18 protein-coding genes and 1 pseudogene are annotated in these 20611 nt (G+C 69.8%); 8 read left to right on the plus strand and 11 right to left on the minus strand.

All coding sequences use genetic code 11. The features are described from left to right. Positions 1-79: 79 nt before the first annotated feature. The gene (locus tag NRF20_RS26610; RefSeq protein ID WP_398632617.1) at positions 80-1357 is read right to left on the minus strand and encodes a M6 family metalloprotease domain-containing protein; all 1278 of its coding nucleotides are present in this window, start codon (positions 1355-1357) and stop codon (positions 80-82) included. A 311-nt stretch (positions 1358-1668) separates the two neighbouring features. Here NRF20_RS26610 and NRF20_RS26615 point away from each other — a divergent pair, with 311 nt between their 5' ends. Together NRF20_RS26615 and NRF20_RS26620 are read left to right on the plus strand one after the other, a co-directional pair. After that, entirely contained in the window at positions 1669-2331 is a 663-nt protein-coding gene (locus tag NRF20_RS26615; RefSeq protein ID WP_398632659.1) for a TetR/AcrR family transcriptional regulator, read from the plus strand. 188 nt (positions 2332-2519) lie between these two features. After that, entirely contained in the window at positions 2520-4052 is a 1533-nt protein-coding gene (locus tag NRF20_RS26620; protein WP_398632618.1) for an MFS transporter, read from the plus strand. A 111-nt stretch (positions 4053-4163) separates the two neighbouring features. Here the strand turns inward: NRF20_RS26620 and NRF20_RS26625 are convergent, their stop codons facing one another. Continuing rightward, positions 4164-4676, minus strand: coding sequence for a MarR family winged helix-turn-helix transcriptional regulator (locus NRF20_RS26625; RefSeq protein WP_398632619.1), 513 nt, complete (start codon positions 4674-4676; stop codon positions 4164-4166). A 137-nt stretch (positions 4677-4813) separates the two neighbouring features. Here NRF20_RS26625 and NRF20_RS26630 point away from each other — a divergent pair, with 137 nt between their 5' ends. Beyond that, positions 4814-5596: a dioxygenase gene (locus NRF20_RS26630; RefSeq protein WP_413753410.1), complete on the plus strand. Its 783-nt coding sequence runs from the start codon at positions 4814-4816 to the stop codon at positions 5594-5596. An 18-nt stretch (positions 5597-5614) separates the two neighbouring features. Here NRF20_RS26630 and NRF20_RS26635 read toward each other — a convergent pair whose 3' ends face one another. Beyond that, the gene (locus tag NRF20_RS26635) at positions 5615-6679 is read right to left on the minus strand and encodes a questin oxidase family protein (RefSeq protein WP_413753411.1); all 1065 of its coding nucleotides are present in this window, start codon (positions 6677-6679) and stop codon (positions 5615-5617) included. Between the two features lie 71 nt (positions 6680-6750). Next, positions 6751-7290 (minus strand): N-acetyltransferase family protein, encoded by a 540-nt coding sequence (locus tag NRF20_RS26640; RefSeq protein ID WP_413753412.1) that lies wholly within the window; start codon positions 7288-7290, stop codon positions 6751-6753. A gap of 148 nt (positions 7291-7438) precedes the next feature. Between NRF20_RS26640 and NRF20_RS26645 the strand changes: the two genes are divergently transcribed. Further along, on the plus strand, positions 7439-8437 hold the full coding sequence (locus NRF20_RS26645) for an RNA polymerase sigma factor RpoD/SigA (RefSeq protein WP_398632623.1): 999 nt from the start codon (positions 7439-7441) through the stop codon (positions 8435-8437). Positions 8438-8609: 172 nt separating this feature from the next. Here the strand turns inward: NRF20_RS26645 and NRF20_RS26650 are convergent, their stop codons facing one another. Next, positions 8610-9572, minus strand: coding sequence for a helix-turn-helix transcriptional regulator (locus NRF20_RS26650; RefSeq protein ID WP_413753413.1), 963 nt, complete (start codon positions 9570-9572; stop codon positions 8610-8612). Between the two features lie 92 nt (positions 9573-9664). Here NRF20_RS26650 and NRF20_RS26655 point away from each other — a divergent pair, with 92 nt between their 5' ends. Beyond that, positions 9665-11230, plus strand: coding sequence for an MFS transporter (locus tag NRF20_RS26655; protein ID WP_398632625.1), 1566 nt, complete (start codon positions 9665-9667; stop codon positions 11228-11230). 93 nt (positions 11231-11323) lie between these two features. On the opposite strand, the gene NRF20_RS26660 is transcribed toward NRF20_RS26655, so the two are convergent. The 3 genes from NRF20_RS26660 to NRF20_RS26670 all read right to left on the minus strand — a co-directional run bounded on the left by NRF20_RS26660 (position 11324) and on the right by NRF20_RS26670 (position 14647). Then, positions 11324-12094, minus strand: coding sequence for a DUF6227 family protein (locus NRF20_RS26660; RefSeq protein ID WP_398632626.1), 771 nt, complete (start codon positions 12092-12094; stop codon positions 11324-11326). A gap of 134 nt (positions 12095-12228) precedes the next feature. Beyond that, positions 12229-13419: a P1 family peptidase gene (locus NRF20_RS26665; protein WP_413753414.1), complete on the minus strand. Its 1191-nt coding sequence runs from the start codon at positions 13417-13419 to the stop codon at positions 12229-12231. A gap of 70 nt (positions 13420-13489) precedes the next feature. Further along, positions 13490-14647 carry a low temperature requirement protein A gene (locus NRF20_RS26670; protein ID WP_398632628.1) on the minus strand — a complete coding sequence of 386 codons (1158 nt, stop codon included), beginning with the start codon at positions 14645-14647 and terminating at the stop codon, positions 13490-13492. Positions 14648-14932: 285 nt separating this feature from the next. Between NRF20_RS26670 and pflB the strand changes: the two genes are divergently transcribed. The 3 genes from pflB to NRF20_RS26685 all read left to right on the plus strand — a co-directional run bounded on the left by pflB (position 14933) and on the right by NRF20_RS26685 (position 18565). Then, entirely contained in the window at positions 14933-17191 is a 2259-nt protein-coding gene (gene pflB, locus NRF20_RS26675) for a formate C-acetyltransferase (protein WP_398632629.1), read from the plus strand. 135 nt (positions 17192-17326) lie between these two features. Then, a complete protein-coding gene (pflA, locus tag NRF20_RS26680; protein WP_398632630.1) occupies positions 17327-18157 on the plus strand; it encodes a pyruvate formate-lyase-activating protein in 831 nt (276 codons plus the stop codon). 198 nt (positions 18158-18355) lie between these two features. Further along, a complete protein-coding gene (locus NRF20_RS26685; RefSeq protein WP_266360861.1) occupies positions 18356-18565 on the plus strand; it encodes a hypothetical protein in 210 nt (69 codons plus the stop codon). 58 nt (positions 18566-18623) lie between these two features. Here the strand turns inward: NRF20_RS26685 and NRF20_RS26690 are convergent. The 3 genes and pseudogenes from NRF20_RS26690 to NRF20_RS26700 all read right to left on the minus strand — a co-directional run. After that, positions 18624-19001, minus strand: a pseudogene (locus NRF20_RS26690) (MscL family protein); the annotation flags it as partial. Positions 19002-19016: 15 nt separating this feature from the next. Continuing rightward, positions 19017-19616, minus strand: coding sequence for a hypothetical protein (locus NRF20_RS26695; RefSeq protein WP_413753415.1), 600 nt, complete (start codon positions 19614-19616; stop codon positions 19017-19019). Positions 19617-19759: 143 nt separating this feature from the next. Continuing rightward, the gene (locus NRF20_RS26700) at positions 19760-20593 is read right to left on the minus strand and encodes an S-methyl-5'-thioadenosine phosphorylase (RefSeq protein ID WP_398632632.1); all 834 of its coding nucleotides are present in this window, start codon (positions 20591-20593) and stop codon (positions 19760-19762) included. Positions 20594-20611 lie beyond the last annotated feature (18 nt).

Here is a 20611-nt window from a genome sequence, read left to right on the forward strand (position 1 = left end):
ATCGCGGGCGGTCGGATGAGTGGACGCCGTTGGGCGGGAGAGCGTGATCACGGGCGGTCGGGGCAAGTGATCAGGGTGGTCAGGGGCGGGTGATCCGGACGCGGTAGTCCCCCTTGTCGTCTTTGTCGATCACGGATATGCGTATCCCGCTGGCCCGGTCGGTGAAGGTCTCGCCCGGCTCGTAGGGGGCGTCGGAGAGCTCGGCGTGCACATTGGGCTGCCGGGTGCAGCCGCTGCTGTCCTTGGTGCTGTCCGCCACGGACACCGGTCCCTGACCGGTGTCGACGTCCGAGCTCACCTTGTAGATCAGCACGCCGGGCCGGCAGACCGCCTGGTCGTTGCCCGCCCGGGTCCGTACCTCCATCGCGTAGCCGGACTCACTGCTCAGCGGTATGAACGCCAGCTTCGTGCCGCCCTTGGTGGCCAGCGGTTCCAGGACGTGGTCGCTGGTGCCGGGCCTGGAGGCGCAGCTGATCTGCTTGTTGTCCAGCCAGCCGAGCTTCCACTTGTGCCAGCCCAGCAGATCGTTGTTGACCCCCCAGTCCTCGGACATGATGTCCCAGTGCCCTACCGAGCCGCCGCCCTCCAGGGTGTAGAGGTCGGGAAGGCCGAAGATATGGCCGTTCTCGTGCGGCAGGACGCGGTATCCGGTCTGTTCGTACGACCCGGAGCCGTCGTCCTGGCGGCTGTAGATGAAGGACGCGTTGGTGAGCGGGACACCGTCCGCGTGCGGGGCGTCGTCATTGCCGGAGAACGTCACGGACAGGACGGTGTCCAGGGCGGAGGGGCCGGCGTTCGGGGTGACCAGGATGTTGACGAGGTCGTACGTACTGAAGTCGACCTTCGGGTCGGCTGTGGCGACTATGTCCTCGGCGAGGCGGTGGTAGCCCGGCTCGTACGGTGATCCGCGGTCTATGCCGTACTCCGAGAACGGCAGTGGCATCCGCAGCCAGGACTTCACGGGGGCGTCGGGGATGTAGGTGAGTCGCCCGTAAGAACCGGTCCGGAACCACTTGGTGGTCTGCGGGAAGAATTCGGCGTACCGGTCCATCGCCGGCTCCGGGCCCGGCGCGTCCGGGAAGTCGATCATCAGGTTGAGGGCGTGGATCCTGCCCGTGGAGCGGGCGTAGCCCGCCGGAGTCGGTATGCCTTCCGACATCTGTACGCCCATGGTCACCGGTATCCGGCACGGGGTGATCCCCGCCGAAGGGGCCGTGACCACCGGGCCGGCCGAGGCCCGGCCGGGTGTCGGGAGATGGCTGCTGGCCGTGGTCGTTGCGGCAATGACCAGGGCTGTTGCCGAGCCGAGAGCGATCGGGTGACGGTGCCTGCGTATCCGGTGGCGGGTCTTCTGCATATAGGCGCCTCGGGGTCCGCGGCAGCCGGCCGACCCCGACTGCCCTCTGCGGATCAGCCTGTGACGGGTGGTGCGGCACCGCTCGCTGGGTGCGCCGATCGGTTGGTTTTCCCGTTCTGCGGGTGTGGGTCAGGTCACATTGTGGTGGGAAATAACCGGGGATCCTTTCCCCGTTTGAATCCGTGTCCCCGTGAAAACGGGGAGGCGGTCCCCGGTTACGGGAAGGGGGCGCCATGAAGAACGAAGAGCGTCGCAAGGACCAACGGCGTCGCAATGAGGGCCGGAAGAGCCGGAAGACAGGGGCAGCCGTCGTGGATACCGTCACCCGCACCGCCACGGGAGCAGTGCAGCCCAGGACGACCCGTCCGCGGGCCGACGCGCTGCGCAACCGGGAGCGGATCGTGACGGCCGCGCGCGAGATGTTCGTCGAGTTCGGGCCGGATGTGCCGCTCGACGAGGTCGCCCGCCGCGCCGGCGTCGGCAACGCCACGCTCTACCGGAACTTCCCCGACCGGGCCGCGCTGACGCACGAGGTCGTGCTCGCGGTCACCTCCCGCACCACCGACCGTGCGGAGGAGGCGACGGCCGAAGAGGCCGATCCCTTCGCCGCGCTCAGCCGCTTTGTGCACGCGGCGGCCGACGAACGGATCGGGGCGCTGTGTCCGATGCTGTCCGGCGGCTTCGACAAGGACCATCCCGAATTGCTCGCCGAGCGTCGGCGCCTCGAAGAGGCCGTCGAAGGGCTCGTGGCGCGCGCCATGTCCGCGGGGCGCCTGCGTACCGACATCGCCGTCGGTGACGTGCTGGTTGCCCTCTCCCAGCTCACCCGGCCACTGCCCGGCACCGGATGCCTGGACATCGACCGGTTCACCCACCGTCATCTACAGCTGTTCCTGGACGGGCTGGAGGCCCCGGCCCGGTCCCGACTGCCCGGAACGGCTGCGACCTTGGAGGATCTGCGGCGCCGGCCATGACGCCCGCACCGGGCCCCTGAGCCGGGTGCCCGGTGGCGCGCCCGCCACGCCTTGACCATCCCTTCCCTTTCACCGCGCCCCCTTTTGCCGACGGTCGTCTCGCCGACCGTCCTCGACCGACTGCCCGTTCACCGACCTCTCGGTTCACGACTTCGCGCGCCCACGCGCGTCCTTAGGTGGATACCTCCATGTCAAAAACAGCTGATATCCGACTCCCGGACCCCAGCCGCTGGAAAGCGCTGGCGTTCATCGCCCTTGCGCAACTGATGGTCGTGCTCGATGCCACGATCGTGAACATCGCGCTGCCGCACGCCCAGACGGCCCTGGGCATTTCCGACGCCAACAAGCAGTGGGTCATCACGGCCTATGCCCTCGCCTTCGGCGGCCTGCTGCTCTTCGGGGGCCGGATCGCCGACCTCTGGGGCCGTAAGCGGACCTTTGTCGTCGGCCTGATCGGCTTCGCACTGGCCTCCGCGCTCGGTGGTGCGGCTCAGAACCAGGGCATGCTCTTCGGTTCGCGCGCGCTCCAGGGTGTCTTCGGCGCGCTGCTCGCCCCTGCGGCCCTGTCGCTGCTCGCCGTGATGTTCACCGATGCCAAGGAGCGCGCCAAGGCGTTCGGCATCTACGGTGCGATCGCCGGTGGCGGTGGCGCCGTCGGCCTGATTCTCGGCGGCTTCCTCACTCAGGCGCTGAACTGGCGCTGGACGTTCTTCGTCAACATCCCGTTCGCGGTCGTTGCGGCGGCTGGCGCGTACTTCGTGATCCGTGAGCCGGCCGGCAGCCGTAACCGCTCGTCGCTCGACATCCCGGGTGTCGTCCTGTCCGCGCTGGGTCTGGTCTCTCTGGTGTACGGATTCACCCGCGCCGAGTCCGCCGGCTGGTCGGATGCGCTGACCATCGGCATGTTCGTCGCGTCCGGCGTGCTGCTCCTGGCATTCGTCCTGACCGAGGCCCGGGTCAAGTCGCCGCTGCTGCCGCTGCGCGTCCTGCTGGACCGCAACCGCGGTGGCGTCTATCTCTCGCTGGGTCTGGCCATCATCGCGATGTTCGGGCTGTTCCTCTTTCTGACGTACTACCTGCAGGTCGTGAAGGGTTACTCGCCGATCAGGACGGGCTTCGCCTTCCTCCCGATGATCGCGGGCATGATCACCGGCTCGACGCAGATCGGTGCCCGGCTGATGATCCGGGTTCCGGCGCGCAAGCTCATGGGCCCCGGCTTCCTGACCGCTGCCGTCGGCATGCTGCTGCTGACGCAGCTGGAGATCGGCTCCTCCTACACCACGCTCATCCTGCCCGCACAGCTCCTGCTGGGGCTCGGCATGGGTACGGCTTTCATGCCGGCCATGTCGCTGGCCACGCACGGTGTCGAGCCGAGGGACTCGGGTGTCGCCTCCGCGATGGTCAACACCTCGCAGCAGGTGGGCGGCGCGATCGGTACGGCGCTGCTGAACACCATTGCCGCGTCGGCCGCGACGGCGTACGCCACCTCGCACGCCGCACTCGGCGCCACCGACCCGGAGCTGCTGAAGCTCCAGTCGATGGTGCACGGCTTCACCGGTGCCATCTGGTGGGCCGTCGGCATCCTGGTGGTGGCCTCCGCGATCGCGGTGACCTTCATCAACGCCGGGCGTCCCTCGGCGAACGTGGCGACCGGAACCTCCGGTTCGGGCGACGCCGACGGTGTCGAGGACGAGTTCAAGGTCCCGGTCGTCGCCCACTGAGGACTGAAACACTGACGCTGGTCGCGCAGTGCGTGACGTGAAGTGATGTGAGCGCGGCTCTGCCCCGGTTCCGCTCGACGGAATCGGGGCAGAGCCGCGTTCGACGACTGCTCAGCGCAGCCAGGGCAGGTCCGCGTCCGTGCCTTCCGGCTGCAGCCCGGTGGCGACGACCTGCATGATCTCGCCGAGCGAACGCATCTGCTCGGGTGTGAGCCGGTCGAACATCGCCTGGCGTACGGCGCTGACATGGCCCGGCGCGGACCGGCGGAGCATCTCGTAGCCCTCGTCGGTGAGGACCGCGTTCTGGCCGCGCTTGTCGGACGGGCAGTCCTCGCGGCGCACCCAGCCGTTCTTCTCCAGCCGCGCGACGGCATGCGAGAGCCGGGAGCGGGTGATCTTGGCGTCCTTGGCGAGCTCGGTCATCCGCTTCCGGCGGCGGGGCGCCTGGGAGAGCTGGACGAGCAGTCCGTAATAGATGTGCGGCATGCCGGCATCGCGCTGCAGCTGGCGGTCGAGGTGGTCCTCCATGAGCGTGGTGGCGTGGAGATATGCACGCCAGACGCTCTGCTCTTCGTCGGAGAGCCAGCGGGGCTCGCCGGGGGATGCCGTGGTCATGTACTCCACTGTACGACCTTTTCTTGAAAGTTTAACTAAATAGAGCTAAGGTCTCGGGAGGTAGGAGCTTGAAGATTAAAGAACCCTTCCTTTTCAAAGAGACCCAGTAAAAGACTTACCTCGATCAGCAGCGGATGGGGAGTGCTATGACTGTCACCGCGGAGCGCATGCCCGCCCTCTATCTCTCCCACGGCGCACCGCCGCTGGCCGACGACCCGGTCTGGCCCGGCGAACTGGCCGCCTGGTCCGCGCAGTTGCCCCGCCCCCGCGCGATCCTGATGGTCTCCGCGCACTGGGAGGAGGCCCCGCTCGCCCTCGGCGCGACGGAGGCCGTCCCGCTCGTCTACGACTTCTGGGGCTTCCCCGAGCACTACTACCAGGTGCAGTACGCCGCCCCGGGCGCCCCGGCGCTGGCGGAGAACGTACGCAAACTGCTGCGCGGAGCCGGTACGCCGGTCCAGGACATCCCGGACCGCGGGCTCGACCACGGGGCGTACGTCCCGCTGGTCGAGATGTTCCCCGGTGCCGACGTCCCCGTACTCCAGATCTCCATGCCGACGCTGGACCCGCAGAAGCTGATGGACATCGGGCGCAGGCTCGCACCGCTGCGCGACGAGGGCGTCCTGATCGTCGGCAGCGGCTTCTTCACCCACAACCTGGCCGCCCTGCGGCATGCGGGCGGCGGCACCCCCGGCTGGTCGGCGGAGTTCGACGACTGGGGGAACCGGGCGCTCCAGGCGCAGGACATCGACGCGCTGCTGGACTTCGAGCGCAAGTCCCCGGCCGGCCGGCTGGCCCACCCGCGCACCGAGCACTTCGCGCCGCTCTTCGTGACGCTCGGCGCCTCGGAGGGCGAGCTGGACCGGGGCCGCAGCGTCATCGACGGATTCTGGATGGGACTCGCGAAGCGGTCGGTGCAGTTCGGCTGAGCTCTGTCCAAGGTCCTGTCACAGGGCCGGCGGGTTCAGCTCGATCGAGCGGAGTGCGGCGGCGAGGGCCGTCGCATCGCCGATGTCCAGTGCGGTGTCCGTGAACTTGATGGTGTGATCGTCGCCGTGCGCCGCCGCCCGTGCGAAGAGTTCCTCGGCCGACGCCGGCGCCGGTGTGTACGGGGCCGGCTCGGCCGGGCCGTACGCGGCGGTGACCGCGGCGCTCGCCGCCCAGGCGGCCTCCAGGCCCGGCACCCACAGCGCGCGGGGGAGCGCGGGCAGCGTGCGCAGCACGGCATTGGATGCGGTCGCGGCATGCACCAGCATGATCGGTTCGCCATGCCCGTGCGTGGCATAGCGGTGGGTCGCGGCCCGCACCAGTTCCTCCAGCCGGGCCCGCGCCTCGTCCGGGTCGTCGGTGAAGCGCTGCGGCCACACCGGGAACGCGGTGAGCTGCGCCAGCCGGTCCCGGATGCCGCCGCTCTGCTCCGGCACCGGCGGTACGGCGTCCAGCGCGGCCGCGGCGCTCGGTGCGGGCGCCAGCGGTGTCAGCGCGGGAAGCGGCTGGTGGCGGGCGGCCCAGTAGCCGAGGCCGTGGGCGAGCTCGGTGATCCGGGGCTCGCTCGCCTCGCCGGTGAGCAGAGTGCGTACGGAGTGGCCGACCCGGATCACGGGGTGGGTGGCGCCCGCCGCGATGCCGGGCAGCAGTCGCGGCCACCACTCCGTCAGGACATCCCGCCAGGGGCGCTCGGCCGTCTCCCGCTCGAAGTACTCAGTCCAGTCCGCGATCCGGCGCGGGTCGCCCAGGGCCTCGCGCCAGTTCTCCGCGGTCACCCGGGACGCGGTGTCCGGCATGTCCTCCAGCTTGTGGCTGTAGTGGTCGAGCCACCGGTGGACGGCCGGTGCCTGACCGTGCCGGACCAGCGCCTCGACGGCCATCGGGCCGTGATTGCTCAGCCAGCCGTTCCGTTCGGGGCCCGCGGTGTGGAGACGTTCCAGCGCCTCGTCGAGCGTGCCCGTGGTGTCGTCGGTGGCGCCGGTGGTCGTGTCGGGTGTGCCGTCCCTGCTCGTTGCGTCGTCCATACGGCAGCACGCTAGGCGCGGCGCCCGCGGTGCGTAACGGGCCGTGGACCTAGGCCGCGACCGGGCCGGCCCTAGGGCTGTGGCCCCAGCCGCTTCTCGTACCAGGCCACGTCCCAGTACGTGCCGAACTTCCGGCCCACCTCGGCGTACGTACCGACATGGCGGAAACCGAAGCGCTCGTGCAGCCGGGCCGAGGCGTCGTTGGGCTGGGCGATGCCCGCGTACGCGCGATGCACGTCCTCGCCGGCGAGCGCCTCGAACAGGGATGAGTAGAGGAGCGTGCCGATGCCGCGGCCGGTGGCCCACGGGGCGCAGTACACGCTCACCTCGACCGAGGTCGCGTACGCGGCCTTGGGACGGAAAGCGCTGCTGGTGGCGTACCCCAGGACCGAGGCGGGGCCGACAATGCGGACATCCTGAGCAACCAGAAGACGGTGCGGGCCGTCTTCAGGATGGGAACGAAGCCACGGCAGCCGCTGTTCGGGTGTAAAGGGGGCCGTATCGAATGTGAGCGCGGTCTCACGTACGTAATGGTTGTAGATGTCCGTGAGCGCCACCAAATGGCCTTCGGCGCCCGGCCTGACCTGCACTTCTGTCTGGATGCTCGGCATGCGTACTCCCCTCGCGGCGGCACAGGGTACTGCATGATCGCGAAAGTGAATGCCAGGCATGGGAATTCTGTCCGGATTCCAGTCGTTGTTTCCATCGGATGCAGGGCACCCGAGAGGGTGTCGCGACCTACTCAGCAAGGGAGCACGCATGGCAACCCGTGCCGTCGCCCGTCGTTCGTCCGCCACCGGCGGGACCAGCCGGGCAAGCAGTGTTCGCGCCTCGAGCGGGGAGATCGCCGATCGCGACCTGGTCGGCATGTACCTGGACGAGATCGCGCGTACGCCGTTGCTCGATGCCGCGAAGGAGGTCGAGCTGTCGCAAACCGTCGAGGCGGGTGTTTACGCACGGCAGATTCTCGACGGTGCGGTGAAGAGCGAAGCCGGTGGAGCCACGCGCGAGGAGCTGGAGGCGCTGGTCGCCGAGGGCGAGCGCGCCAAGGACATATTCATCCGTTCCAACCTCCGGCTCGTCGTTGCCGTCGCCCGCCGTTATCCGCGGGCGGGGCTGCCCCTGCTCGACCTGATCCAGGAGGGCAACGCGGGCCTGGTGCGCGCGGTCGAGAAGTTCGACTACGCCAAGGGCTTCAAGTTCTCCACGTATGCGACGTGGTGGATCCGTCAGGCCATCACCCGTTCCATAGCCGACCAGTCCCGTACGATCCGGCTCCCCGTCCACCTGGTGGAGGAGCTCGGCCGGATCCGACGGGTGCAGCGCGAGTTCAATCGTGAGCACGGGCGCGAGCCGGAGCACACGGAGATAGCCGCCGAGCTGGACTCCACGCCGGAGCGTGTGGGTGACGTCCTGGACTGGGCCCGTGACCCGGTCAGCCTCAACATGTCCGTGGACGACGAGGGTGAGACGCAGTTCGGTGACCTGCTGGAGGACACCTCCGCGGTGTCGCCCGAGCAGTCGGTGATGACGCTGCTGCGCAGCGAGGAGCTGGAGGACCTGATCGGCAAGCTCGACAACCGCACCGCATCGATCATCCGTATGCGGTACGGCATCGAGGACGGCCGTGAGCGGACCCTCACCGAGGTGGGCAAGCAGCACGGACTGACCCGTGAGCGGATCCGCCAGATCGAGAAGCACGCGCTGCTCGAACTGAAGCGAATGGCCCACGACACGGGTTTTGACGCTGCGGCGTGAGCCCTCGTCCAGTAACCTCCGAAATAGGTCGCTTCGTGTGACCCCCTGAACTGAGTCCCGGCGCCCACCCCCCCCTGGCGCCGGGGCTCATTCTTTTTGCGCGTTCGGTCGAGGCCGGCCTTCTGCGCGTTCGGTGACGGCCGGGTCGGTCGTCGTTCGGGCGGCGACGTGTTCAGTGCGCTGTCGCGCGGGTCAGCCGGGCGCCCAGATGACTCAGGTACTCCACCAGCTCTGGTGGCTCGTGCGCGGTGAACTCACAGTCCACCAGCGCCAGTCGGAGCGCCACCCACTCCAGCGAGTCCGACAGGACCGCCCGCAGCCGGCAGCCGTTCTCGCCGGTCCGCTCCAACGGGCCGATCGAGGCCGGCAGCCGCGCGGACACGAAGTCCGCCGGGGCCGCGAAGCTCACATCGACCGCCAGCTCCGGCTGCCGCCTGGCGATGGAGCTGCTGAGGAACTTCGCCGCATCACCCGTCGGCAGCTCGCGCGGTGTGAACCGGGCCCCGGTCGCGAACGGCTCGCTGACCCGGTCGACCCGGAACGTACGCCAGTCCTCGCGCCCCAGGTCGTACGCGACGAGATACCAGCGCCACCCCGTGCTCACCAGCCGGTACGGCTCGGCCTGCCGCTTCGTCTCGGCGCCGTCGCCCGCACGGTAGGCGAACCGCAGCCGCTCCCGCCCGGTGACCGCCGCCGCCATCACCGTCAGCGTGTGCGGATCGATCGTCGCGCCGTCGCCGCGGGTCAGCGGCATCGTCGCGTTCTGCAGGGTCGAGACCCGGTGCCGCAACCGCGACGGCAGCACCTGCTCCAGCTTCGCCAGAGCCCGTACGGACGCCTCGTCGACCCCCTCGATGGCATGGCCGGCACCTGCCCGCAGGCCCACCGCGATGGCCACCGCCTCCTCGTCGTCGAGGAGCAGCGGCGGCATGGCGGTGCCCGCGACGAGGCGGTAGCCGCCGACCGATCCGCGCGAGGCCTCGACCGGATAGCCGAGCTCGCGGAGCCGGTCGATGTCGCGGCGGATGGTGCGCGGGCTGACGTCGAGCCGCTCGGCGAGCTCGCTGCCCGGCCACTCGCGGGGCGTCTGGAGGAGCGACAGCAGATTCAGCAGTCGTGCCGGGGTGTCGGTCATGGGCTCAGCCTCGTGCCGGGGTGTGGGTCATCTCATCAGGATGCCCATCCATTGGGTCATGATCTGACCTAATGGCCCTTTAGCTTCCTCATATGACTTCTTCCGCATCTCTGCCGTCCACGGCATCCGGGCCCACGGTGTCCTCGGACCCGTCGGACCGGCGACGCTGGTTCGCGCTCGCCATCGTGATGACCGCGGCCTTCATGGACCTGGTCGACGTCACGATCGTCAACATCGCCATACCGAGCATCACGCGCGACACCGGTGCCTCGTTCAGCTCGATCCAGTGGATCACCGCCGGATACGCCCTGGCCTTCGCGGCGGGTCTGATCACCGGCGGCCGACTCGGCGACATCTACGGCCGCAAGCGGCTCTTCCTCATCGGTATCGGCGGCTTCACGCTCGCCTCCGCGCTCTGCGGCTTCGCCGCGAACCCGGAGATGCTGGTCGCCTCCCGCGTCCTCCAGGGCGGCACCGCCGCGCTGATGGTTCCGCAGGTGCTGTCGATCGTGCACGCCACCTTCCCGGCGCACGAGCGCGGCAAGGTCTTCGGCCTCTTCGGCGCGATAGTCGGTCTCGGCGCCGTCTCGGGACCGTTGCTGGGCGCGCTGCTCACCGAGTGGAACATCGCCGGTCTCGAGTGGCGTCCGATCTTCCTGATCAACCTGCCGGTCGGCATCGCGGGCCTGATCCTGGGACGGAAGTTCATCACCGAGTCCAAGGCCCCCAAGGCGCTCCGGCTCGACCTGATCGGTGTCGCCCTGGTGACGCTGGGGCTGCTGATGCTGATCTACCCGCTCACCCGCGGGCGCGAGCTGGGCTGGCCGGTCTGGGGCCATGTCTCGATGGGCGGCAGCCTCCTGGTGTTCCTGCTCCTGGTGGTGTTCGAGCGGAAGAAGGCGCGCAAGGACGGTTCGCCGCTGGTCGAGCTGTCGCTGTTCCGGGTCAAGAGCTTCGCGGCGGGCATCGCCGTGCAGTTGACCTTCGGCATCGGCCTCGGCATCTTCTTCCTGGTCTGGACGCTCTACATGCAGATGGGTCTCGGCTGGAGCGAGCTGCGGGCCGGCACGACCGGTATCCCGTTCTCGGTCGCCGTCTCGTTCGCCGCCGGGATCTCCGTACAGAAGCTGGTGCCCCGCTTCGGCCGCAAGGTCCTCCAGGCGGGCGCACTGCTGATGGTCGCCGGCCTGATGCTCTACATCTGGGAGTCCGACCGGTACGGCATGGGCATCACGTCCTGGCAGATGGCCCTGCCGCTGGTGGTCATGGGTACCGGCATGGGCCTGATCGTGGCCCCGCTGACGGACGCGGTGCTGTCCGAGGTGCCGAAGGAGCACTCGGGTTCGGCCTCCGGGCTGATCAACACCGTGCAGCAGATGGGCAATGCGCTCGGGCTCGGACTGGTCTCCGTCGTCTTCTTCGGCTCGATCAGCGACCGGCTGGCGCCGCAGGAGGTGGGCCCGGCGTTCGCGGAGGCGTTCCAGCACTCGCTCTGGTGGGTGGCAGGGGTGCTCGCAGTGATCTTCCTGGTGATGTTCGCGCTGCCCGCGCGGCCGCGGCAGCACGTGGAGGGCGGCGACGAGGGCATGGACACCGTTGCCGAGCCCAAGCCCGAGCCCGAGGCCGAGCTCGGCAAGGAGCCCGCGCTGACGCCGTGATGCCCTGAAGCGCGACGGTGCCCGCACCCCTCGGGGGTGCGGGCACCTGCGTGTGCGGGCGCGAGCGTGGACCCCCGCCCTGCGCCTCCACGGTCAGCAGATGCGTGTGCGGCTCTCCATGGCTCCGCGTGCGGCGTCCTCGTCCCCGTACACCTCGCACATGTGGCGGCCGTCCGGCGTGGCCGTGTGCTCGACCTCCCACAGGCTCGTCTCGCTGCCGTCGAGGAGCAGGAAGGCGTGCTCGTAGAGCGTGAATCCGGCGTCCCGCCCGTCCACCTGGCACTGCCGGCCGAAGACCTGGGTGATGTGGTGGGCGAAGGCGGCGCGCAGCAGCCGGGCGGTCTCCTCGCCGGGGCCGTCGCTGTTCTCCGCGCGGCGCAGGACGCGGCGGGCGTGGTCGGCGGAATTGTCCGGGGCGTACATCCGGGGCAGCGGGGCCGGGGGAGCCGCCATCAGAACCGTGAGTATCTCCAGGTCGGCATGCGACCCGTCGTCCCCGAACACCGGGACCTCACCGAAGCCGCCGGTCAGCCGGGCAGCGGCGACATGGACATCGGCCTCGTCGTCGTACAGCTCGTGGTGCCGGAGGTCGGGCTCCGCACCCGGCCGCGAGTCCCTCGTGCTCCGCGGACCGCTGTGCACCAGCTCCCACAGGGTGAAGGGGGTGCCGTCGGACAGCAGATACGTATGCCGGTAGGTCTCGCGGTGAAGTACGGAACTGTGGTGCGAGGAGTGCAGGGAACTGCTGTGGGCGAGTGCGGTACCGAGTCTCTCGACCGTACTGTCGGGCAGGTCGAAAGAGTTGAGTGCCCGTCGCAGGAGTCGCTCGAGGTGCTGCTCGGTTGTCTCGTACGGATCGCTCAAGGTGCTGTCTCCAGGCCGTCGCCGCGTGTTACTTGGTGCGTGCTTAACGTAGTCCCTGGGTCCGACATCGTGACCGGGGTTCAGGAAAACGTATGACACACACAGATGGTTCCTGGTGGTTCGTCCGAACTTCCTCACCCGGGAGGCGAGTCGGGGTCCGGGTGGCTGTGCGGCGACGGCCGTGAGGGGTTCCCGCGAGCGCCGTAGAGATCGCTGTACGCGGGATAGCTGCCGCCGCCGGGGCGGCCGTTGACGCTCTGAGCTGCCCGGACGGCCTTCACGATGGCACGGGCCAGGGTGTCCGCACCGGCCGCCAGCAGGTCGTTGAGTGCGATCGGGTTCTGCGGATCCAGCGGCCGGGCGCCGGTGGCCAGCGCGAAAACGGTGTCCCCGTCGGTCAGCAGATGTACGGGGCGGACGGCGCGCGCCAGTCCGTCGTGCGCCGTACCCGCGAGCTTCTGCGCCTGGGCCCGGGTGAGATCGGCGTCCGTGGCGACGACGGCGAGGGTGGTGTTGAGCGGGGGCCGCGCGTTTGCCTCCCGTGCCTCGGCCAGGCGCTGCTGCGCGGCCAGGTGGATCTCGGGCGCGGGGTACACCGGCGGTTCCGCGGCGCCGTACTCCCCGTACAGCACTCCGGTGCGCGGATCGACGACCGAACCTGCCGCGTTCACCACGACGAGGGCGCCCACCGTGATCCCGGACGCCAGCCGCACGCTCGCCGTGCCCACCCCGCCCTTGAGCTGCCCGGCGACCGCGCCCGTACCGGCGCCGACACCTCCCTCGACGACCGGCGCCCCCGGCTCCGTACCCGCCGCGTCCTCCACCGCCGCGCGGCCGGTCGAGGCGTCCGGGCGGGCCCGCCAGTCACCGCCCCGCCCCAGGTCGAAGATGCATGCAGCGGGGACCACCGGCACCACTTGCGCCGGATCGGGGCCGACCCGCACCCCGCGCCCCTGTTCCTCCAGCCAGGTCATCACGCCGGACGCCGCATCCAGGCCGTACGCGCTGCCGCCCGTCAGGACGACGGCATCCACGCGCTGCACCAGATTGCGCGGATCGAGCGCGTCCGTCTCCCGGGTGCCGGGGCCGCCGCCGCGTACGTCGACGGCCGCGATCGCTCCGCCCTCGGGGGCGAGGACCACGGTGGTGCCGCTCAGTGCGCCCGCGCCCGTCACCTGCGCATGGCCGACGCGCAGCCCGGTGACATCGGTCAGCGCGTCGAGCGGCCCGGTGACATCGGCCAGTGCGTCGAGCGGCCCGGACGATGCGGGCGATGTGCGCTGCGCGACGGAGAGGTCTGCCGGCTTCCGTGGTTCTTCCGTCATTGCGTGCTCCTCACTGGATTCACCACTCGCGACTTGCCACTCGCGACTCATCGCTCACCGCCCCGTGCGCTCATCCCGTCACAGCGGGCCGTCGGGACAACACCACCCCCACGGTCACGGTCGCCGCCGCCACCAGGCCGGCCGCGAGCACTGCCCACCCCCCGGCGAACGTACAGGCCAGGATGGCCAGCGCGGCCACAGGGAGCGACAGTTGCTCCGCGAGATCGCGTTTGAAGTGGCGGGTGTGCAGCGCCCACACCGTCAGCAGGAAGAGTGCGGAGGGCACGGTCACCGCGGCGGCGGCCACCGTGTCCGAGACATGGGCCTTGCCCACGGCCTCCTCCACCGCGACCTCGATGCCCGCGCCGATCGCGGCCGCGGAGCCGAAGATCAGGTAGTGCCCGTATCCCCAGACGAACGCTTCCCTGCTGCCGCGGAGGTAGTCATGGATCGGCACGGCGAAATAGATCCACCAGGCGGAGAAGACGATCAGAAGCCCGCCCGCGGCGATCGGCAGCAGCTCACCGAGCGCTTGGTGTTCGTCCACCGCCTCCTGGACCGCGACCGTGGCCGCCGCGATCGTCTCGCCCAGCACGATGATCGTGAACAGGCCGTACCGCTCACCGATATGGCGCGGATGCCAGCTCGTCGCGCGGTCGCGCTCGGCGATCGCCGGAACGGACATCTCAGCGAGCGCGAGCACGACGAAGACGGCGGCACGCGCCCAGCCCGTGTCGTCGGTCAGCAGGAGCATGCCGATCCAGCCCAGCTGCACCACGGTGATCCCGACGGCGTACCGCAGCGCGACGCGCCGCTCGGCGCCCCGGCTGCAGTACGCGGCGCGCAGCCACTGGCTGGTGAGGGCGAGCCGCATCACGACGTAGCCGACGACGCCGATTGTCCAGTCGCCCGCGTCGAAGGCACGCGGCACCCCGGCGGCGAAGATGAGCACACCGGTGATCTGCACGAACGTGACCACGCGGTACAGCGGGTCGTCCGTGTCGTAGGCCGAGGCGAACCAGGTGAAGTTGACCCAGGCCCACCAGATCGCGAAGAAGACAGCCGCGTAGCTGACGATTCCGGTGACGGTGTGGCCCTCGGCGACGGCGTGCAGCAGCCGCCCGCCGGCCTGCGCCACGGCGACGACGAAGCAGAGGTCGAAGAAGAGTTCCAGCGGGGTCGACGCGCGATGTCTCTCGGCGCGGCTGCGGGCAGTCATTCCGGGCATGGGGACCAGCAGACCAGACGCGGATCGGCGGCGCACAGGGGGGCGCGCCCCGGGCGCGGCTGCGGGCGCGGGTCGGAATTCTTGTGAAGGAATTCACAAGCGAACGAGGGTCCAAAGTCCTCGGAGAAACCACAGGTCAGCGCTGCGATGCCGGACCAGGTCCGGTATCTGACGGGACCTTGGGCCCTTCGACAGGGACCATTGCGGGCCCGGGACTGCGGAAATCGGGAGTGCAATGGACGCAGCGGCAATGAGGCGCACGGACGATCTCGGAAGGTGCGGGCCATGACGGCGACTGCGGCAGAGGCGACGACGGACAGCGGGGCCTGGGACGGTTTCAGGGGCGGGCTGTGGCGTGACGCGATCGACGTCCGTGACTTCGTCCGGCAGAACTACACCCCGTACGAGGGCGACAGTTCCTTCCTCACCGGCCCCACTGCCCGGACCGCCGTGGTCTGGGAGAAGCTCCTTTCGATGTTCCCGGACGAGATCGCCCGCGGCATCCACGACGTGGACGTGAAGACCCCGTCCCGGATCGATGCCTTCGAGCCGGGTTACATCGACGCCGACCGCGATCTGATCGTCGGGCTCCAGACCGATGCCCCACTCAAACGAGCCATCATGCCGAACGGGGGCTGGCGGATGGTCGAGGGTGCTCTGAACGCGTACGGCTACGAGGCCGGCCCCGAGGCCAGGGAGATCTACACCCGTCTCCGCAAGACCCACAACGAGGGCGTCTTCGACGCGTACACACCCGAAATCCGGGCCTGCCGCTCCTCCGGCATCATCACCGGACTGCCGGACGCCTACGGCCGCGGCCGCATCATCGGCGACTACCGCCGCGTCGCCCTCTACGGCGTCGACCGGCTGATCGCAGCCAAGGAGGCCGACAGGGCCGCCCTCGGCGAGCAGTGGCCGACCGAGCACGTCATCAGGGACCGCGAGGAGATCGCCGAGCAGATCAAGGCCCTGAACGAGCTCAAGGCGATGGCGATGTCGTACGGCCACGACATCTCCGGGCCCGCCCGTACCGGTCGTGAGGCCGTGCAGTGGCTGTACTTCGGCTACCTCGGTGCCGTGAAGGAGCAGAACGGCGCGGCCATGTCGATCGGCCGCATCGACAACTTCCTCGACATCTACCTCCAGCGCGACATCGAGCGCGGACTCATCACGGAGGAGCGGGCACAGGAGTTCATCGACGACTTCGTCATCAAGCTCCGTATCGTCCGCTTCCTGCGCACCCCGGAGTACAACGAGCTGTACTCCGGCGACCCGACCTGGGTCACCTGGTCGATGGCCGGCATCGGTGAGGACGGCCGTCCGCTCGTCTCCCGTACGACCTTCCGGGCCCTGCAGACCCTCTACAACCTGGGCCCGGCCCCCGAGCCGAACCTCACGGTCTTCTGGTCGCAGCGACTCCCCGCCGGATTCAAGGAGTTCGCCTCGAAGGTCGCCATCGACACCTCTGCGCTCCAGTTCGAGTCGGACGAGCTGATGCGCCCGAAGTACGGCGACGACACGGCGATTGCCTGCTGCGTCTCCGCGATGGCGGTGGGCAAGCAGATGCAGTTCTTCGGCGCCCGTGTGAACGTCGCCAAGGCGCTGCTGTACGCGATCAACGGCGGCCGTGACGAGAGGACGGGCAAGCTCGTGGTGAGCGGCTTCGAGCCGGTCACCGACGAGTACCTCGACCACGCGACCGTCGCCGAGCGGTACGACGCGATGCTCGGCTGGCTGGCCAGGACGTATGTGCACGCGCTCAATGTCATCCACTACATGCATGACAAGTACGCGTACGAGCGCCTGGAGATGGCCCTCCACGACCAGGAGATCCTGCGCACCATGGCCTGCGGCATCGCAGGTCTGTCGGTCGCCGCCGACTCGCTCTCCGCCATCAAGCACGCCCGGGTCAGGGTGATCCGGGACGAGACGGGTCTCGCGACGGACTACGAGATCGAGGGCGACTACCCTGCGTACGGCAACAACGACGACCGTGCCGACGCCATCGCCCGCGGCATCGTCCACGACTTCATGGAGAAGGTCCGCAAGCACCCGACCTACCGGGGCGCGGTGCACACCCAGTCGGTGCTGACCATCACCTCCAACGTCGTCTACGGCAAGAAGACCGGCAACACCCCGGACGGCCGCCGCTCCGGCGCCCCGTTCGCCCCGGGTGCCAACCCGATGAACGGGCGCGACGAGCACGGCTACATCGCCTCCGCCCTGTCGGTCGCCAAGCTGCCGTACGACGACGCCGAGGACGGCATCTCGCTGACCAACACCATCACGCCGGACGCACTCGGCCGCACCCCCGAGGAGCGGATCCAGAACCTCGCCGGCGTGCTGGACGGATTCATGGCGAGCGACGGCTTCCACATGAACGTCAACGTGCTCGACAAGGCGACTCTGGAAGACGCCATGGAGCACCCGGAGCACTACCCGCAGCTGACCATCCGGGTCTCCGGATACGCGGTCAACTTCGTGCGGCTGACCCGCGAGCAGCAGCTCGATGTCGTCAACCGCACCTTCCACGGCTCGCTCTGATCCTCCCCGATCGTTCCGAGCCCTCTGAACCGCGCGGCGTCGGGAGCCCATCCCCCGTAGGGCCCCGGCGCCGCGCGCTCCGCACCCGTCGCGCCCGGCCACCGAACGCCCCCCGCCCGCACAGGAGGCCCTGCCATGGCCACACTCCTCGACAACATCGACAGCATCGACAACGCCGGCGACATCGACAACGTCGGCACCTCCGTCACTCCGGCGGGTGCGGCCACCCGTCGGCCGGTCTCCGGAGCGGTCCACTCCTGGGACCTGTCGACGGGCGTCGACGGCCCCGGCACCCGCTTCGTCACCTTCCTGGCCGGCTGTCCACTGACTTGCCTCTACTGCCATAACGTCGACACCCTGCGGATGCGCAGCGGCACCCGGATGTCGGCGGGCGGCCTCGTCGCCGAAGCGGGCAAGTACACGACGTTCATCCGGGCCGCGGGCGGCGGCGCCACCATCAGCGGCGGCGAACCACTGCTGCAGCCGGTCTTCGCCGGTGAACTCTTCCACCGCTTCAAGCACGGGCTGGGGCTGCACACCGCCCTGGACACCTCCGGCTTCCTTGGCGCCCGCGCCACCGACGCCCTGCTGCGCGACGTCGATCTGGTCCTGCTCGACATCAAGTCCTGGGACCGAGCGACGTACCGCAAGGTCACCGGCCGACCGCTGGAGCCGACCCTGGACTTCGCCCGCCGCCTCGCCGACCTCGGCAAAGAGGTGCACGTCCGCTTCGTACTGGTGCCGGGACTGACCGACGATCCGGCCAACGTCGACGGTGTCGCCTCCTTCGCCGCCTCCCTCGGCAATGTCTCCCGTGTCGATGTCCTCCCCTTCCACAAGCTCGGCGAGGCGAAGTGGCAGGCGCTGGGCAAGCCCTTCACCTTGCACGACACCCCGTCACCCACCCCCGAGCAGACCGCCTCGGCCCGCGAGATCTTCACGTCCCACGGACTGCGGGCCGTCTGACACACTGCGCGCCGTCCGACGGGCTTCGAGCCGGTCGGACGAACGGGCTCACCCCGCCGAGCCGTAAAACACGTGGATGGGGGCAACACCGGCACGGCCTGGTGGGGTGCCGGCTTTCTCTGTCTGTCGTTCCTCGTCGTCCTCGGGCTGTGGGCGCTCGACCCGAAGGATCGCTGACCACGGCCGTACCCTTGACATATGAGCACCGCCCCCGCCCCCGGCCCGCGCGATTCGAAGCCGACCCAGCCGGAACAGACGAAACCCAAGCCGGCTCTGATCTTCGACGATCCGCTGGACCAGCAGTCCGCGGACGATACGGACCGAGGGTGGGGCGAGCGGGCCCCGGCCGGCGGCAGCGCCGCCGATCTGGCGCGCTTTCTCGACGAGAAGCCGCCCCACCACATCTGAGCCCCCGCTCCGTGGTGGTCCGATGACGCTGCTGCCGGTCTTCCTGCCGCGCGTCCCGCTACTCGTCGTGACCTCGGCCGGAGTCCTGCCCGAGGGCCCCGCCCCCCGGGCCGCCGCGCTGCGAGACGAGGGCGTCGCGGATCTCCTTCAGCACCTCCAGCTCGCTGACCTCCAGCGTCTCCTGCACGCCCTCCTTCGCGGCCTGCATGGCCGCCCGCCTGGCAAGGTACTTGGCCCGGGCAGCACCAGCAGGACATGGGCAGCACCATCAGGAGTAGACGACGGCCGCCGTGATCACAAAGCTGAGAGTGGCGCTGAGCACCGAGCCCCACAGGATCCGGATGCCCTCGGTCGCCTCGCCCGTCTTCGGGTCCGCGACGCAGGGCCCCTTGTGGCAGGAGCTGTAGCTCTCCAGGTTCTTGGTACCGAACGCACCGCTCATCAGTACGAATCAGCACAGGGTCACCGCCAGCCTGGCCGAGATACCCGCACCGGCCAGCGATGCGGCCGTGCCCCGGGGGACTGACAGCACGATCAGCGCACCGTCCTCCGCGGGACCCTCGGCCGAGGTCTGCGGTACATCTGCCACCCGTGCGCCCTTCGCCAGCACTCGGGCATCGGCTCCGGCCCCCTCGGCGGCGATCACGTCGACGCGGTCCCCCGGCCGTAACAGCCGCACCGTCCCCGCATCCGCGATTCGGACCGGCGCGGACACCAAGGGGACCGGCCGCCGCGCCCGCTCCGGCGCCGACCCGGCCGTACCCCCCGCCCCTGCCCCATGCGCCGCATCGCCGCCCGCGCCGCTCCCGCCCAGCCCCGTCGCGGCCAGCGCAGCAGCCGTCAGAGCCAGCCCGGCGGCCAGCGCGCGACGCTGCCGCCACAGAGCCCGCCGCAGCCGGTGCCCACCACCTCCGCGCACCCGCAACGGCTCGAACGCGGGCACACCACAGGGCGGGGGAGCCGACGCCGGAGGCCTCGGAGCCATGGCCGGAGCGGATCGCTCAGAGGGCACACGCGGGAACGACTGGGACGACGGGAACGACTGGAACATGGCCAACACCACCTGCCGTGAGGAGTTCGGACGAACACCCCTCACGATCCACCGGCCACGAGTTTCCCGCCGAGGCCTGTGGACGGCCCCGGCGTTGTGGACAACCCCGTCACCCACCCACGCCGCAACCGTCACCCACCCCGCTAAGGAAGCTCGATCCCCGTCTCGAGCCCGTCCAGCGCATGCGAGCACGGGCAGTCGCGGTCCGCCCCCGCAGGCAGCGCGGCCACCACGTCGAAGAGCACCGCGCGCAGCCGGTCGACGTTGGCCGCGAACACCTTCAGCACCTCCCCGTGCGAGACGCCCTCCCCGGCCTCAGCACCCGCGTCGAGGTCCGTCACCAGCGTCATCGTCGTGTAGCAGAGGCCCAGTTCACGGGCGAGGACCGCCTCCGGGTGCCCGGTCATCCCGACCACCGACCAGCCCATCGCCGCATGCCAGCGCGACTCGGCCCGGGTCGAGAAGCGCGGCCCCTCGACCACCACCAGCGTCCCGCCGTCCACCGGCTCCCAGCTCTTCGCGCGAGCCGCCGCCAGCGCGGCCCTGCGCCCATCGGGGCAGTACGGATCGGCGAAGCCCAGATGCAGGACGTTCGACTCCGCGCCATCGGCCCGGATCTCCCCGTCGTAGTACGTCTGCGTCCGGGCCTTGGTGCGGTCCACCAACTGGTCGGGCACGAGAAGGGTGCCCGGCCCGTACTCCGGACGCAGGCCGCCCACCGCGCACGGGCCGAGCACCTGACGTACGCCGACGGAGCGCAGCGCCCACAGGTTGGCCCGGTAGTTGATGCGGTGCGGCGGCAGATGGTGGCCGCGTCCGTGGCGGGGCAGGAAGGCGACCCGGCGGCCGCCGACCTCGCCGAGGAACAGGGAGTCGCTCGGCCGCCCGTACGGGGTGTCCACACGCACCTCCGTGACGTCCTCCAGGAAGGAGTACAAGCCCGAGCCGCCGATGACACCGATCTCTGCGTTCGCCATGCGATCACACTAGCGGCG

This window comes from Streptomyces sp. R-74717 (genome assembly GCF_047305335.1).
GTDB lineage: Bacteria > Actinomycetota > Actinomycetes > Streptomycetales > Streptomycetaceae > Streptomyces > Streptomyces atratus.

Coding starts and splice junctions, on each gene's coding strand:
- NRF20_RS26640 (WP_413753412.1), bottom strand. CDS start 7,290: ATGCCGAGCATCCAGACAGAAGTGCAGGTCAGGCCGGGCGCCGAAGGC.
- NRF20_RS26650 (WP_413753413.1), bottom strand. CDS start 9,572: ATGACCGACACCCCGGCACGACTGCTGAATCTGCTGTCGCTCCTCCAG.
- NRF20_RS26610 (WP_398632617.1), bottom strand. CDS start 1,357: ATGCAGAAGACCCGCCACCGGATACGCAGGCACCGTCACCCGATCGCT.
- NRF20_RS26685 (WP_266360861.1), top strand. CDS start 18,356: ATGAGCACCGCCCCCGCCCCCGGCCCGCGCGATTCGAAGCCGACCCAG.
- pflA (WP_398632630.1), top strand. CDS start 17,327: ATGGCCACACTCCTCGACAACATCGACAGCATCGACAACGCCGGCGAC.
- NRF20_RS26620 (WP_398632618.1), top strand. CDS start 2,520: ATGTCAAAAACAGCTGATATCCGACTCCCGGACCCCAGCCGCTGGAAA.
- NRF20_RS26630 (WP_413753410.1), top strand. CDS start 4,814: ATGACTGTCACCGCGGAGCGCATGCCCGCCCTCTATCTCTCCCACGGC.
- NRF20_RS26645 (WP_398632623.1), top strand. CDS start 7,439: ATGGCAACCCGTGCCGTCGCCCGTCGTTCGTCCGCCACCGGCGGGACC.
- NRF20_RS26670 (WP_398632628.1), bottom strand. CDS start 14,647: ATGCCCGGAATGACTGCCCGCAGCCGCGCCGAGAGACATCGCGCGTCG.
- NRF20_RS26695 (WP_413753415.1), bottom strand. CDS start 19,616: ATGTTCCAGTCGTTCCCGTCGTCCCAGTCGTTCCCGCGTGTGCCCTCT.
- NRF20_RS26700 (WP_398632632.1), bottom strand. CDS start 20,593: ATGGCGAACGCAGAGATCGGTGTCATCGGCGGCTCGGGCTTGTACTCC.
- NRF20_RS26665 (WP_413753414.1), bottom strand. CDS start 13,419: ATGACGGAAGAACCACGGAAGCCGGCAGACCTCTCCGTCGCGCAGCGC.
- pflB (WP_398632629.1), top strand. CDS start 14,933: ATGACGGCGACTGCGGCAGAGGCGACGACGGACAGCGGGGCCTGGGAC.
- NRF20_RS26655 (WP_398632625.1), top strand. CDS start 9,665: ATGACTTCTTCCGCATCTCTGCCGTCCACGGCATCCGGGCCCACGGTG.
- NRF20_RS26635 (WP_413753411.1), bottom strand. CDS start 6,679: ATGGACGACGCAACGAGCAGGGACGGCACACCCGACACGACCACCGGC.